General features: G+C 50.1%; 14 protein-coding genes. 8 read left to right on the top strand and 6 right to left on the bottom strand.

Annotated elements, in window-relative coordinates:
* From HY879_12745 to HY879_12720, 6 genes are all read left to right on the top strand, one after another.
* On the top strand, positions 1-663 hold a 663-nt coding region (locus HY879_12745; GenBank protein MBI5604211.1), incomplete at its 5' end, for a YebC/PmpR family DNA-binding transcriptional regulator.
* A 3-nt stretch (positions 664-666) separates the two neighbouring features.
* Positions 667-1,170 (top strand): crossover junction endodeoxyribonuclease RuvC, encoded by a 504-nt coding sequence (gene ruvC, locus HY879_12740; GenBank protein ID MBI5604210.1) that lies wholly within the window; start codon positions 667-669, stop codon positions 1,168-1,170.
* The gene (gene ruvA, locus HY879_12735; protein ID MBI5604209.1) at positions 1,167-1,769 is read left to right on the top strand and encodes a Holliday junction branch migration protein RuvA; all 603 of its coding nucleotides are present in this window, start codon (positions 1,167-1,169) and stop codon (positions 1,767-1,769) included. The genes ruvC and ruvA overlap by 4 nt, the downstream gene beginning before the upstream one ends.
* Positions 1,766-2,797 carry a Holliday junction branch migration DNA helicase RuvB gene (gene ruvB / locus HY879_12730; GenBank protein MBI5604208.1) on the top strand — a complete coding sequence of 344 codons (1,032 nt, stop codon included), beginning with the start codon at positions 1,766-1,768 and terminating at the stop codon, positions 2,795-2,797. Before ruvA ends, ruvB begins: the two co-directional genes overlap by 4 nt.
* Before the next feature lie 206 nt (positions 2,798-3,003).
* Positions 3,004-3,792: a ParA family protein gene (locus tag HY879_12725; protein ID MBI5604207.1), complete on the top strand. Its 789-nt coding sequence runs from the start codon at positions 3,004-3,006 to the stop codon at positions 3,790-3,792.
* Between the two features lie 16 nt (positions 3,793-3,808).
* Complete coding sequence (locus HY879_12720) at positions 3,809-4,153, top strand: hypothetical protein (GenBank protein MBI5604206.1); 345 nt, start codon at positions 3,809-3,811, stop codon at positions 4,151-4,153.
* 87 nt (positions 4,154-4,240) lie between these two features.
* On the opposite strand, the gene HY879_12715 is transcribed toward HY879_12720, so the two are convergent.
* Positions 4,241-5,311, bottom strand: a complete 1,071-nt coding sequence (locus HY879_12715) for a branched-chain amino acid aminotransferase (GenBank protein ID MBI5604205.1) — start codon at positions 5,309-5,311, stop codon at positions 4,241-4,243.
* 222 nt (positions 5,312-5,533) lie between these two features.
* Here HY879_12715 and HY879_12710 point away from each other — a divergent pair, with 222 nt between their 5' ends.
* Positions 5,534-7,795 carry a PAS domain S-box protein gene (locus HY879_12710; protein MBI5604204.1) on the top strand — a complete coding sequence of 754 codons (2,262 nt, stop codon included), beginning with the start codon at positions 5,534-5,536 and terminating at the stop codon, positions 7,793-7,795.
* 50 nt (positions 7,796-7,845) lie between these two features.
* Here the strand turns inward: HY879_12710 and HY879_12705 are convergent, their stop codons facing one another.
* Positions 7,846-9,066 carry an aminopeptidase P family protein gene (locus HY879_12705; protein MBI5604203.1) on the bottom strand — a complete coding sequence of 407 codons (1,221 nt, stop codon included), beginning with the start codon at positions 9,064-9,066 and terminating at the stop codon, positions 7,846-7,848.
* Positions 9,067-9,317: 251 nt separating this feature from the next.
* On the opposite strand from HY879_12705, the gene HY879_12700 reads away from it, so the two are divergent.
* Positions 9,318-9,746 carry a VOC family protein gene (locus HY879_12700; GenBank protein MBI5604202.1) on the top strand — a complete coding sequence of 143 codons (429 nt, stop codon included), beginning with the start codon at positions 9,318-9,320 and terminating at the stop codon, positions 9,744-9,746.
* On the opposite strand, the gene HY879_12695 is transcribed toward HY879_12700, so the two are convergent.
* The 4 genes from HY879_12695 to HY879_12680 all read right to left on the bottom strand — a co-directional run bounded on the left by HY879_12695 (position 9,725) and on the right by HY879_12680 (position 14,023).
* On the bottom strand, positions 9,725-10,471 hold the full coding sequence (locus HY879_12695) for a PHP domain-containing protein (protein MBI5604201.1): 747 nt from the start codon (positions 10,469-10,471) through the stop codon (positions 9,725-9,727). The genes HY879_12700 and HY879_12695 overlap by 22 nt on opposite strands.
* A 215-nt stretch (positions 10,472-10,686) precedes the next feature.
* Positions 10,687-11,928, bottom strand: a complete 1,242-nt coding sequence (locus HY879_12690) for a 2-hydroxyacyl-CoA dehydratase (protein MBI5604200.1) — start codon at positions 11,926-11,928, stop codon at positions 10,687-10,689.
* Positions 11,929-12,045: 117 nt separating this feature from the next.
* Positions 12,046-13,170 carry a 2-hydroxyacyl-CoA dehydratase gene (locus tag HY879_12685; GenBank protein ID MBI5604199.1) on the bottom strand — a complete coding sequence of 375 codons (1,125 nt, stop codon included), beginning with the start codon at positions 13,168-13,170 and terminating at the stop codon, positions 12,046-12,048.
* A gap of 121 nt (positions 13,171-13,291) precedes the next feature.
* Positions 13,292-14,023 carry a TIGR04219 family outer membrane beta-barrel protein gene (locus HY879_12680; GenBank protein MBI5604198.1) on the bottom strand — a complete coding sequence of 244 codons (732 nt, stop codon included), beginning with the start codon at positions 14,021-14,023 and terminating at the stop codon, positions 13,292-13,294.
* Positions 14,024-14,653: the final 630 nt, after the last annotated feature.

Below are 14,653 nucleotides of genomic sequence, written 5' to 3'. Positions count from 1 at the left end.
ATCAAAGAGGTTACTATCGCCGCCCGAATCGGAGGGGGAGACCCGGAGGGAAATCCCCGGTTGCGGGCAGCCATCGCCTTGGCCAAAAGTGAAAATATGCCCAAGGATAATATCGACCGGGCCATTAAAAAAGGGACCGGGAGTTTAGATGGTGCAGCCTATGAAGAGGTGGTTTACGAAGCGTACGGTCCCGGAGGCGTGGCCATCCTGGTCCAGGTGTTGACGGATAATAAAAATCGGACCGTGGCCGACATCCGGCATATTTTTACCAAAAACAATGGCAGCATGGGGGAGACGGGGTGCGTGGCCTGGATGTTCGAAAAAAAAGGCTATATTGTTTTTGATAAAAGCAAGATCGATGAAGAGGCCCTGATGGAATGGGCCCTGGAGGCCGGGGTGGACGATATCCGGGAACAGGAAAGCGAGTGGGAAGTCATTACCGCGGTGGAAAATTTAGAAAAGATCCGGGCTGCTCTGGAGGCCAAGAAATGGACTCCCCAGGTGGTGGAAATGACCATGCTCCCTAAAAATACGGTGACCCTGGACGGGAAAAACGCCGAACAAATGTTGCGGTTGATGGAAGCCCTGGAGGATAATGAGGACGTCCAGAATGTTTATGCCAATTTTGATATCCCCGACAAGGTCATGGAGGCCATGGGATAGAGAATGGCCTCCAGGCAGCCTGGCCGCACCCTGGGTATCGATCCGGGTTCTCAAATAACCGGATTCGGGGTTTTGGAAAAAAACGGGGCCCGGATCAAGCAGGTCCACATGGGATTTGTCCGCCTGACCCCTTCCCCCTCTCTTTCTCTAAGGCTTGAGCATTTGCACCAAACCCTAAAGCAGGTGATTGATGAATACCGGCCAACCGACCTGGCGGTAGAAAAGGTCTTTTTTGCCAAGAACGTTCATAGCGCCTTGACCCTGGGCCATGTTCGCGGTGTGGTTTTGTTGACCGCCGTGGAGTCAGGAATGGAGGTTTTTGAATACAGCGCCCTGGAGATCAAAAAGGCTGTTACCGGCTACGGCCGGGCCGATAAAAATCAAGTCCAGGAAATGGTTAAGATCCTGTTAGGGGTCTCATCCATCCAAAATAAAGATATTTCCGATGCCCTGGCAGCGGGGATTTGCCATTTAAACTGGTTTTATCCTGTCAAGGAAAAGGAATGATCGCTTTCCTGGAAGGCCGCCTGTTATCCAAATCGCCTGAATATATCATTGTTTCGGCCCAGGGGATCGGCTATCAGGTGGCGGTTCCCCTCTCTTCCTTTTACGACCTTCCGGCCCTGGAGCAAGGGGTCCGACTCCATATTTATACCCATGTCCGACAGGATGCCATTCAGCTTTTTGGTTTTCTGACCCCCAACGAAAAAGAAATATTTCTGCTCCTTCTCGGGGTCTCCGGAATCGGCCCGAAGGTGGCCTTGAACATCCTTTCCGGCATTTCTTCCCAGGAACTCTCCCAGGCCCTGATGGCCGAAGACAGCGCCCGGATTCAAAGGATTCCAGGGATAGGCAAAAAGACGGCGGAACGGATCGTACTGGAATTGAAAGACAAGATAAAAAAATTGAGTTCAGGTTCCTTGCCTGATTTGGTCCGGCAGGTCAAAGAGGGAACCCCCTGGGAGGATGCCCTTTCCGCCCTGGTCAATCTGGGCTATCCTAAGGCCATCGCCGAGAAGGCCTTAGGGCTGATAAAAAATGATACCGAAGATACGATTTCCCTTGAAGACCTTCTTCGAAAAGCATTAAAGTCATTGTCGAGATGAATTCCGAACGGATTATCAACCCCGAAATTACCGAAGAAGAAAGACACCTGGATATCGGCCTGAGGCCCAAGGGCCTTTCTGAATTCATCGGTCAGGAAGAGGTCAAGAATAATTTAAAGATTTTTATTCAGGCCGCCCTGGAAAGGGGAGAGGCCCTGGACCATGTTCTCCTTTACGGGTTTCCGGGACTGGGGAAAACCACGCTGGCCAATATTATTGCCCAGGAACTGGGGGTTAATCTGAAGGGCACATCAGGCCCGGTGGTCGAACGGCCCGGGGACCTGGCGGCCCTCTTGACCAATTTACATGCCAAAGATTGCCTGTTTATCGATGAGATCCACCGCTTAAATCATGTGGTGGAAGAAATCCTCTATCCGGCCATGGAGGATTTTCAATTGGATATCATGATCGGACAAGGGCCCAGCGCCAGGTCTATCAAGCTGGACCTGCCCAAATTCACCCTGGTCGGTGCCACGACCCGGGCCGGTCTGCTTACTCCGCCCTTGCGGGATCGTTTCGGAGTGGTCCTGCGGGTTGATTTTTATTCTCCGGATGAATTAAAGACGATTTTAATAAGATCGGCAGAGATATTGAGGATACCGGCGGAAGAAGCCGGGATCATGGAAATCGCCCGACGGTCCAGGGGAACTCCCCGGGTGGCTAATCGGATCTTAAGACGGGTCAGAGACTTTGCCCAGGTCCGGGCCAATGGTTGCATTACCCTCAAGGTGGCCCAGGAAGCCTTGAAGATGCTGGAGGTGGACCGGCTGGGCCTGGACAAGATGGATCGTAAAATTTTATTGACGATTATCGAAAAATTCAGTGGCGGTCCGGTGGGGGTTGAGGCCCTTTCCGTGGCCCTCGGCGAAGAAAAAGACACCCTGGAGGATGTCTATGAACCATTCCTGATCCAATGCGGATTCCTGAACCGGACGCCCAGGGGCAGGGTAGCCACCCCTCTGGCCTATGGCCATTTCGGGAAAAAATGCCCCCAGGAATTTCAAGGAAACCTGTTTGAAGGGCCTTGATCTTTCAGTCGTCTATATGGTAAAAAACTAACGAAAGATATTTGAAATTTTTTTGTTGCTGGTTACTGGTTGCTCGTTACTCGTTTTAACGAGCAACGAACTGCCGCAACCCGTAACATTGAAACGGTTTGAGATAAATTTGCAGATGGGTTTTAAAAGAATTTAACCTTGAGACCAATAGTGAATGGCCGGGGGACGGAAATGCGATGAACGCCATCACCTTTTTCAGTCTAAAAGGGGGGACCGGAAAAACGACCCTCAGTAGTTCCGTGGGTTGGCTCCTGGCCGAAGAAGGTCGTTCCGTTTTGATGATCGATCTGGATCCCCAGGGCCATTTAACCCAATCGCTCCGGGGGAAGCCCGCAAAAAATCAAACTTCCCTGTATTATGCCCTGATCCATGAACGCCCCCTGACCGCAGCGGTTGTCCCCACCTCCCATCCGAAGCTTTCTTTAATCCCGGCTACGGAGGACCACCTTTATTTGAATAATGCCCTGATTTCCAAGCCCTGGAGGGAATGGAAACTAAAAGATGCTTTATGTGCCATGTATCCCTTTCCGTATGATCTGGTGGTTATAGATGTCGGGGCCAGTTTGAGTTTGGTGACTTATAATGCCCTGTTTGCCGCCCAGGTCCTTATTATTCCGGTTTTACCCGACGTCTTTTCTTATCTCAGCCTGAAAAACCTTTTTACTTTTTTAGAGAAAACCTGCAAGGATTTTAAATTTAATTTTAAGATGATCTGGGTCCTGATGAATAAGTTGAATAATCACCGCCCCCTGGATCGGGAAAACCGGGATGCCTTAATAAAGTATTATAAAAAATTTTTAATGCCGGTCATGGTCCGGGAAGACTTAAAATTTTCTCAAGCCATAAAACACCAAACACCCGTTACCACCTATGCCCCTCAGTCATCAGCGGCCCGGGATTTGAGGAAAGTTGTCCATTTTTTAGAAGGGATGTTAGCGAAATCAAAACCCCTCAAACGTCTATAACCAAGGAGATCGGCCCATGAACGATATTTATGAAGCAAATGCCCCCATGCAGTTCCCTTCCCCTAAGGAACAGCCCGCCCTGGAACAGGAATCCATGGAGGGAGGGGTCCTGAAGGCCCCGCCGGTGAAAGAAACCGTAGAGCGCTGGAAAAAAGAGGTCATCGATAAGATTCAATACTTGAGGGAAAATTTAGAACTCACCGGCCAGGAAAAAGAGGCCCTCTCCCAGGAAGTGGACCGGCTCCAGGGGGACCTGGCTGATTCCATGCAGCGGATTCAGGAGTTGGAGGGCCAGTTGTCGGAAGCCCTGGAGACCTTCAATACATTATTGAACGAGGTCTCCCTGGCCCTGGAGAGTTGATAGCTCTGATTAGTTCGGAGTGATGCGTTCAGAGCGCGGAGCAAAGAGAAGCGAACCTTTTGAACTCCGAACTCCGAACTCAAAAACTTACTCCACCTCCACGGTCCAACGCCATTCGTCTTTCAAAGTTCCTTTTTGGATGCCGGTAATGGTTTGGTAGAGGTCGGCCGACAACTTGCCGATTTCGCCGTTGTTTATGGAAATACTTGAGCCGTTCCAGCTCAGTTCACCAATAGGAGAAATGACCGCCGCGGTTCCTGTTCCAAAGGCCTCTTCGAACAACCCGTCGGCCTGGGCTTCATACAATTCCTGGACGGAAATCTTTCTTTCCCGAACCGGAATCCCCCAACTGTTCAGTAATTGAATCGTTGATTCCCGGGTAATGCCGGGGAGAATGCTCCCTTCCAGGGCCGGGGTGATCACCTCCCCATTGATTTTGAAGAAGACGTTCATGGTCCCCACTTCTTCCACATATTTTTTCTCCACCCCGTCGAGCCATAAAACCTGGGTAAATCCTTTTTGATTGGCCTCCACCTGGGCCTTCAAGCTGGCCGCATAATTCCCAGGGGTTTTGGCATAGCCCATTCCGCCTTTCACGGCCCGCACGTATTGTTCTTCAACGTAGATTTTTACCGGGTTGATCCCCTCGGGATAATAGGCCCCCACAGGAGAAAGAATGATAATAAATTGATAGGTATTGGAGGGTCTCACCCCCAGGTAAGGGTCTGTGGGAATCACAAAGGGACGGATATATAAAGAAGTGCCCTCTTCCGCAGGCACCCAGTCTTTATCCACGGAGACTATGGTCTTAATGGCTTCGACTCCCATGGCCGGGTCCAGGGAAGGGATACAGAGTCGGTCATTGGAAAGATTAAGCCGTTCCATGTTCTTGTCCGGGCGAAACATTAATATCCTTCCATCCGCCGTGCGGTAGGCCTTTAATCCCTCAAAAATAATCTGCCCGTAGTGGAACACCATGGTGGAAGGATCCAGCCGCAGGGGGGCATAAGGGACGATCCTGGGGTCAAACCAACCTTTATCGGTTGAATAATCCATAATAAACATGTGATCGGTAAAATACTTCCCGAATCCCAACTGGGTTTGATCCGGCTTGGGTTTGGATAACCTGGTTCTTTCTATTGAGATGGATTTCTCCATAGCCATCAGTCTCCTTTGCCTGGCAAAATCGATAGGGCATTATATATTTATGAAGCTGCAAAATGTCAACCCTTTCCTCTGTAGATTAACTTGACAATTTTTTCTTTTAGATCCACATATAGAGGCAGGTAGTAAACCGACCTGTCCTCCCCCTTCACCCTCTCCCTTGAGGGAGAAGGCAGGGGTGGGGAGGGACGCCACGAACTTAAGAAGGATTTGCTTTTGAATTTAAAACGAATCGGCGACATCAGCCTCAAATGGAAGCTGATCATTCCTTTTCTTTTTCTGGCCGCCATGGGAGCGGCTACACTGTTTCTGGTTTCCTATCGCTTTCAGTCCAGCCTGATTCAGGTCAATGAAGAGCAGAGGCTTAAAAATCTGTATCAGGTTTTTCTGAATGATATTACCCTTAAAAAGAATATGGCCTTGAGCCTGGCCTATCTGACGGCCCGGAACCCTGCCGGGGCTGCGGCCCTGGCTCGCAGGGACCGCCCCCGACTGATCGCACTCTTTTCCCCGGCTTATACCATCCTGCATCGGGATTTCGGTGTCCGGCAGTTCCATTTTCATGTGCCGCCGGCCCGTTCTTTCCTCAGACTCCATGCCCCGGGTCAACACGGGGAAAAAATGGAGGCCTTTCGACCGACGATCAATCGCGCCCGGGAGACCGGGATCGGGGTGGGAGGCATTGAAATGGGGGTTCTGGGGTTGAGTATCCGCAGCGTGGCGCCCGTTTTTTACCGTGGCCGCCAAGCCGGTACGGTGGAATTCGGACTCTCCCTGGAAAAGCCGTTGTTGGAGGAGTTCAAGAAAAAATACAATGCCGAAGTAGTCCTCTTCCTGCAGGAGAAAACCGGTCGGGAAATCCCCCGGGTATTTGCGGCCACCGTGGACCAGCCTGTTCCCCCGGAGACACTTTTCCGTCATTTGTTGCGTTCGGGAGAGATACTGGTTCAGACGGAAACGCAGGCTATGAGGAAGATGGCCGTGATTTTCGGGCCCATACGGGATTTTTCGGGGCGTATCATCGGCCTGGTAAAAATAAGTGTGGATCGCAGTCCCTCCCTGGCCCTGCTCCACCGGTATGCCCTGTTGGCCGCTGCCCTGGGATTGATCGGCCTGATCGCCTCGATCCTTTTCGTCTGGTTCATCTCGGTCGTCTTTACCCGGCGCATCGATGCGGTCATAAAAGGAGCCGATGAAATTGCCTCGGGCCGCAGCGATACCCGGATGCCGGTAAAAAGCGGCGATGAACTCGATGTCATGGCCCGGGCCATCAATCGAATGCTGGGATCCCTGGAAGCCTCCCAAAGCCGGCTCCGGGAATACGCCCAGAATTTAGAGTTGATGGTGGAACAAAGGACCCGGAGCCTTAAGGAGTCCGAGCAGACCTATCGGACCCTGGTTGAAAACGTACCTGTGATTGTCTATATGATCAGACCTGACGGGGAGACTCTGTTTTTAAACCGGGCTACGGACCAAATGATTGGAATAGCCCAGGAACAGTTAAACGGACATTACGAAATTTTGGCCCGCCATATTCACCCCGACGACCGGGCCCGGGTCTTATCTCTGCGGGAGGAAAGCCTGAACAGGAGACAGGAACTCCACGTTGAATATCGACTGGTCCATGAGGATGGCACCCTGGTTTATTGTTTTGACCATGCGGTCCCGGTAGTTAATGAAAACCGGGAATTTTACCGGATGGACGGTATCATCATTGATGTGACGGTTCAAAAGGAACTCCAGGAAAAAAGTCTTCAAGCCCAGGAATTGGAAACCCTGGGACAGATTTCATCTCGCCTGGCCCATGAATTGCGCAATCCGCTGGTTTCCATCGGAGGGTTGGCCCGGCGAATCGTCAAATCGTTCGAAGCAGCCGACGACCGGGCGGAGAAAGGGCAGATGATCCTGGAACAGGTACAAAAACTGGAAAAGATCCTGACCATGATGCTGACTTATATCGCACCCCAGGCGGTAGCCCTGCAGCCCGGGAACCTGAACCAGTTAATCATACAGGCTATTGAAGGACTGCGAATGAAATTACAGGACAGCGGCTTTTCTGTTAAATTAAACCTGGATCCAAGTCTGGGGCTGATTTCAATGGACGAAAACCTGTTGGAAAAAGCCCTGGCCAACCTGATGGAGAACGCCTGGAGTCGGATGGGAGAAACAGGTGCGCTGGAATTGACTACCCACAAAAACGGCGGGGTCGCCATCGTGACGCTGGCCTATCAGGTCCCCTATATTGCTGCTGACGACATTGACCATTACTTTTACCCTTTCACAGTCGACTACTCGACTGTAACCAATGCGCCTGTTTCGGACCTGGTAGATGTCTCCATTCCCAAGGTGGTCATCCACAGGCATGGCGGGAAGATCACCATCATCAAGGAAGACGACCATCGGATAAAGATCACCATCTCTCTGCCCTTTTACCAAACTCCGCTTCGGGTTCCGGACTCCCATCAATCAGCTAACTGAGTATCCGTTTGATTCTTAAATTGCCATTAGTTTTGGATAGAATGTGAAGGTTAAACGATAATAAAGGTCTCATCGGCGGGAGTCAGTTTTTCCACCCCCTCTTTTAAGATAACCACGGTGTTTTCAAACCCTATGGCCGCCTTTTCCAAAACTATTTTTAATTCCAGGGCCATGGTCATCCCTTCTTTCAGGGGGTAGGCGTGGCCCTGGGCCAGAAAAGGGAATTCGTCGATTTCCAGACCTATCCCATGAGCCACGAATTTTACCTTCTGACCTTTGGGCCCGAGAAATGAGTCTTCATACCCCAGCTCTTTGGCCGCTTTCAAGGCAAGCCGGTAGAGGGATTCGGCTGAGTTGCCGGGGCGAAGATGTTCCAGGAGACGGCCTTCTATCTCCACAAGGGCCCGGTAGGCCTTTAAATATTCCTTTGAAGGTTTCCCGATGGAGAACATGCGGGTCTGATCCACCTGGTAGCCGTTGTAACAGTTACCAAAGTCGATCAGAACAGGCTCCCCGGTCTGGATGGGTTTTAAACCGGCTCCCATAGGAAAGGCCGGGTTGAGACCTAAGCCAGCGAAGGGGGCATCGTTACGACTTTGAAAGGTCCCGCTCTGGCCGCTGATCACATGCCAATTAAAGGCCCAACTGTTAAACCCCCGGCTGCGCAAAATATTCTGGTCCCCCCGTGCCAGGGCTTTTTGGATCATCGAGCCGGCCAGTTCCATCTCCGTTAAACCTTCTCTTAAGAGTTCCGGAACGGCCCGGTATACCTGAGAGCCGATCTCTCCGGCCCTTTGCATTTGCCTGATTTCAAAGCCGGATTTGACTGCCCGCAGGTGGCGAAGGTCGGTTGAAATATCCTTGGCTTTTTTCCACTTGAGCTGATCTTCAAGAAACTGAACCGTATTGATCGGCAGGCAATCCATTTCCAGCCCGATCCGGTCCGGGATCTTGTGCCCATAGTGCAAAAGGGTCTCGGCTAATTTGCTTAAGGAAGACAACGGCTTAATCAGAGATAAAGGGGATTCGGCCAGGGCTCTGGAAAGGTCTTTTTTGACCAGCAGTACGGGTTGTCCCTGACCGGGAACCAAAAGGAAGCCTTGCTGCATGGTGCCGCTGAGATAAAAGAGATCTACATTTTGGTAGATTAAAGCGGCATCAAGGTCCTTATCCCTTAAGATCTCCTGAAAAGCTGATATTCTAGACCCTATTTCCTCTTTGGGGGTCAGGGTAGATTGGTAAAAGTCCGGGAAAGTCATTTTGGGTTTCATTTTTTTTAACCGATCTATATTTTTTTTAAATGGATCTTAATGATATTAGAATGGTAATATAAATTCGTTGGTAACAAAAGGAAAAAAGCTTTTTCCCGAGGCTATAGGCGATGGGCAAGAGGCAATAGCTTGGGTCACCACGAAGCATGAAAAAGCGAATATCGAATCATGAATGTTGAAAGAGAGTTTCTTTTAAATTCCGAAATCCGAAATTGGAATCTATTATCGAACTAAAGGAGACCACTGCCATTATGAAAGTCAATAAAATCGATCATATCTGTATCGCCGTTAAGAACCTGGAAGAGGCCAGGAAGCGATGGGAACCTTTCCTGGGCAAGTCGGGACCGGATGATGCCTATATCGATGAATCCGAAAAGATCCGGGTGGCCCGTTATTGGATAGGCGAAGTCGGTTTTGAGCTCATGGAATCCACTACCCCGGAGGGCGATGTGGCCAAATTTATCGAGAAACGGGGCGAAGGGGTCATGCTGCTCAGTTTTAATGTGGATAACACCCGGGCAGCCGTGGAAGAGTTGAAAGGCAAGGGCTACCCCTTTATCCCTGATTCCAAAGGAGAAATCGCCCGCCCTTTCCGGGATTGCGAATTCGCCTTTGTCCACCCCAAAAAATTGAACGGGGTCCTGACCGAGATTATCGATTATAAATGGACACCTGAATAGGGTCTCCCCATTTTTCTCCTCTGGGAACGCGATTTTTTCCCTCGCATCTTCCACCTCAAAAATCGTCCTATAAAATTTCCCATCTGTAAAATGGAAAGGGGGGTGGTCACTACATCCACCTTTCCCTGGCGGATGGCTGAAAAAATCGATTCCATATCTTTTGAGGCGTAAATGAGAGAAAAGGTGGTCCCTAATTGCTCTAAAAAATGGGCGTCCGAATTTCCTAAAAGGGGCAGACCGGAAGAACGGGACAATTCAATAGCCCGTTGGTTGAAGTCTATATGGGGAGAATAAAAATGGCAATATTCCAAGGCATGGAAAAAATTGAGATTGTCCTTCAAAAAACCGTTTAAAGAATGGAGTCCCGGGAAATAGGGGTGGGGCGCAATGACCAGACTATCGGGACGATTCATGGCGGCCAGGGAAGGGAAATCCGGGAAAAAGGTGTTAGGAGGAGGATTCAAAAGAAGGACATGACGGTTTTGAACAGTGATCTCCATGCCGGGGATGAGCAGTATACCCAGGTCCCTGGCAAAGGAGAAGAGCTCCTGGTCGAAAGTCCGGCGTTGATGATTGGTGATAGCCAGAACCTCAAAGCCTTCCTCTGCCGCGCCAAGGATCAGTTCCCGGGCTGTATAGTGGACCCTATCCAAAGGATCTTCTGCTGTATGGATATGCAAATCGGCTTTTAAAGGCCTTAATTTAATCGGGTTATCTTGCAACATGGTATGTTTTTCTGACCTGCTCTTTTTTTATTTTATCTGATTTATCAGGACAATGCAAGCGCTTTGCCGACGAGGATGTCCCGGGCGGTGTCGAAGCGGCCTTTGGTTTCGGTGTCGAGCATGGGGGTTCCTTAATCGTCAGTGGATGGAGTGGACTTGGTGGACCGGGTGGACAAAGGACGCGAAGACCGTTTTTCCAAAGTGGGGTTGCCCTATCACCATAAACCTTTTTTATGCTTGAGCATCTCCATAAAGGCTTCGGTCCTGGTTTGAAACTGGGCCAGGGAAAAGTTGCGCTCATCCATGTGGTCCCCGTCGATAATGACCGACGGGATGCCCAATTCTTCTTCCAGTGCCCGTTTGATATCCATCTGACCCAGGGTAATGGGAGCGCAGGATTTGTTCCGATGGAAGACGACCCCGTCAATAACGTAATCTCTGCAAGCTTTGAGGACCATTTCTTTCCTTTTTTTGATGGAGACGCAGGAAACCAGGGAATAGGACAAAAGGCTTTTGCGGGCCAGTGCCTCGATCGGATCATCCCCCTCCAGTCTGATGGACCAGGCCGAAGAATAGGTTTCAGCCACTACCACGCCGTTCATCTTTTCAAAGGACTTTAAGAGTCCCAGGTTGTACCAGGGAGGGATATTGTCCCAGAAGAGCCGCACCTGCTCCTCTTCTATGACCCCGATCTTGTTTTCCGCCCGGGCCGCAACCTCGTCCCTGACCTGGGTTAGAAAATCAACCGCTTCCCGGGTCCCCTGGCGGGTGACCATGACAAACATGATACCGATCTCGGCCGCTGAAAAAGGGGAAGGAATATAACGGCGATAGGCCATAATCTCCTCCCAGAGGATAGAGGCCTGATTCGATAAGCCCACGACTTCCTTAAGCCGGTCATAATCCAATTTCTTCCCGGTGGTCTTGGTTAAAAAATCGATCAGCCGGTACATCTCGCTGACCGCATATCGGACATGATGGTCCTGCACCTGTTCCGCCGCCACTTGCGGTAAATCGGCCGAAAAGATCCTGGCCTCCGGAAAGCGGTCTTCCAGGATATGGAAGATCTTCATGGCCGGCACACAGCCCCCGCCAAAGGAAAGGAGGAGGTCCGGTTCCGGTAAGGCCAGAGGGGTGCCGCCTTCCTTCATCAGCCCATGCACATAGCCGATAATATTTCTGAGATAACCGCAAAGGTCCCTGGAATATCCCAACGCCTCGGCAATCCGGAAGTTTTGCGGGGCATAGCCAAAGGCGGCACAAAGGGGGGACCAGTTTTCCGGAAAGACCGGTTGAAGGTCCATGGCGTAAAAGATTTCAATGGCCCCGTTCATAGGGGGCATCCAGCCTACGGGCTTGCCCTTGGCCCTGGCCTCCAGACATTCCTGATAAAATCGAAGGACCAACTGGTTCAAGGCCTTGGCGGCTTGCAGCCTTTTTTGAGAAGGAGGTCTCATTTTCAAGTTATACCCTTATGCCCCTATGAGTCACCAATGAAACAGGAAAATAGATTCAAGGTCCAAGGTGTTCACACTTGAAACTTGCATCTTGCATCTTTAAACTTCATTTTCGAACTAACCCCGCCCATGGATCTCCAGAAAGGCCTCCAAACGGGTCCGTTGGGCCTCGGTCAAACCCGAATCCTCTATCTCCAAAAGGATATGGGGCAGGCCTTCTTTATTAAAAGCCTCAGAGAGAATGGGGTAGTCCGCTAAATGGGGGGTGCAAAATTTTTGTAGCAGAAAGATCACCCCTCCGGCGCCGGAATGCCTGACCAGATCCATCAACAATGGGAAACGATCCCTGGCCCTTTGCCTGGCCGGGCAGGGAAAACGATGGAGATAACGGTCTGTGAGACGATCCAGAGGGTCATTTTTTTCACCGGGTCCTTCACCTGCCGGGGGATAAAAAGAGCGCAGGCCGGTACACAGGTCATCGGCTACGACATCCATTCCCAGATCCTCCAGGGCCTCCAAGGTCTTGGGATCATCGAGGAGACTTCCGGAAATCAAAATCGGAAATCCCCGGGCCGCCTTTATAACTTCCTGGCCTTGTACCTCCTTAACCAGGGCTTCAAGAAGCTGGAGGTAGGTTTCCGGCGGGGCGACAAATCCGGCCAGCACGATAGAGAATAGATCTTTGGCCGACAGCATCAGACGACCCTGATAGCGCCTTTCATAAAGATCCGCCAGCAGGCCTCTGACCCTTTCATATATTTTTAGGGATTGCGACAGGGCCTCCAGACTGAACCGGCCGCCATGGGCCTCTAATTTTTGAATGAGCTCTGAAAAAATGGAACGGAAAAAGGCCCGGGCCTCCGGGTTTCGGTTATAAGGAAGGGGCAGGGTATGATAAAATCCGAGCCGGATATTTTCTTCCCAGATGTTGGTCAGACCACAGGCCACATCACAGGTATAGCCCTGGACCATCCCGGAAAGATAATCGTATCTGCCTTCCAGGGCCTTTTCCAGGGCCCGTCGCATATAAGGACAGATAAAGGATGGGGCCAGGGTATAGGCCTTTTGAATCGGACCGGATTCACCCAGGATTCTGACAGGGATAAACCCCGAGGCATGAATCAGTTCAACCGGGGTATAGGTGCAGAAATAGCCGACAAGCGGAGTTTGAAGGGACAGGGCGCGGTGCTTTTCCGGATACCCTTCAATCCATTCCATAAATGCTTGGATAGATTCTGTCATGCCCCCTATCCTAACCCATAAAACTTTCTAAAATCAACCTTCATCCTCCTTAATTTTCAGAGAACATCCTGTTTGCCGGCCGCCGAATTTTCCGGCGATCCGGTTGTGCATAGAGGGGTTGTCAGAATTGAAATCCTGCTTCCAACAGAGGTCCGCTCACCCTGCTATCCAATTTTACATCACTCTGATCGATGGCAATTTCTTCATAGCGGTACCCGGCACTAACAAAGATAAAGTCAAAAATTTTATATTTAACCCGACCAATCAGATCATAGTGATGATTGGAATTGTAAGCAACCACCCGGACTTCTCCCTCCAGGGAAAAAAAGTCTACGGGTTTGACCTGGAATCCAAGGTAAACCATAGGCATAACCAAATAAAAACTTCTGGCTTCTGAATTGCCGCCCTGGGTTATCCCGGCTTTTATATCCATAACCCGCATATTCAATCCCCCATCGATATTAATTTTCCCCAGGGTGGCCTGTTTCAGAAAAGGTACTCCGTAAAATAAGGCCAGATCATAGTGATCAAGCCTAAGAGTGGACGAAAAAGGGATATCGGCATTGAATGTTTGATTGCCGAATTTAAAGGAGACATTTTTAGTAGCCGTTCCATCAAAGCCAAGGGGTGTGGCCAGGATGTAAAAATTGGGGATAAGGAGGGGCATGTCAATTTTAACCCGGCCAAAAAATTGGGTACCCGATGAGTATTTCAGATCGTTAATCAAGTCGAGGGAATCCCCTTTATAACCCACCTTTCCCTGCGGCTCTTGATTCCAGATGCCGATAGCCGCCTCAAGGCCAATAGCCAGACTGAGTCGGGGAAACAACAACAAGGGAAGCCCTATAATCATTGACCAGAAAAAGGTCTTCTTCTTAAACATTTTATTTTAGACTCCTTTAACTTGATGGTATAGGAATTTCCTTTTTTGTCTCGCAAAGGCGCAAGGAGATAAATGACTATGGCATTGCTTTGTTATTAATCATTTTTTATGGACTCGTAAAAAGTCTCTCCGGCCGTCACCCCGGTGGAAACCGGGAACCAGACCATTGAACCTGGATTCCGGTTTCCACCGGAATGACGTTTCGCGTGGTTCGGCGACTTGTTACGAATTGATCATTTTTTGCGTCTTTGCGCCTTCGCGTGAGATGTTTTTATAGTCCGCCTGAAGGGCGCTAAGTACTTTTATCCAGCATGGTTTCTTCTTTAATCATCTTCGGCCCCTATTCTATCTTGACTGAAGAAAAAAGCAAGTTCTGAATGTTCCATATCTAGGAGGGGTTGACTCTGGAAACCCTGTTGACAGAAAGACATCGATTTAGTAGTTTTTAGTTTGAAAATAGAAAAATTCAGGCTATAGGCACGAGGCTATATGCGAATAAGAACCCATAAACCCGTTTAACCATGCCCATCGCCTATTGAACTTAGCCCCTAAAAAAAATTTTCATCCTTCGTAGCGCACTGAGGGGCATGGGGGCTTAAC

The organism is Deltaproteobacteria bacterium (assembly GCA_016219225.1).
Lineage (GTDB): Bacteria > Desulfobacterota > RBG-13-43-22 > RBG-13-43-22 > RBG-13-43-22 > RBG-13-43-22.
Note: the sequence above shows the minus strand (reverse complement) of the source record. Positions and strands in the feature narration are given on the sequence as shown.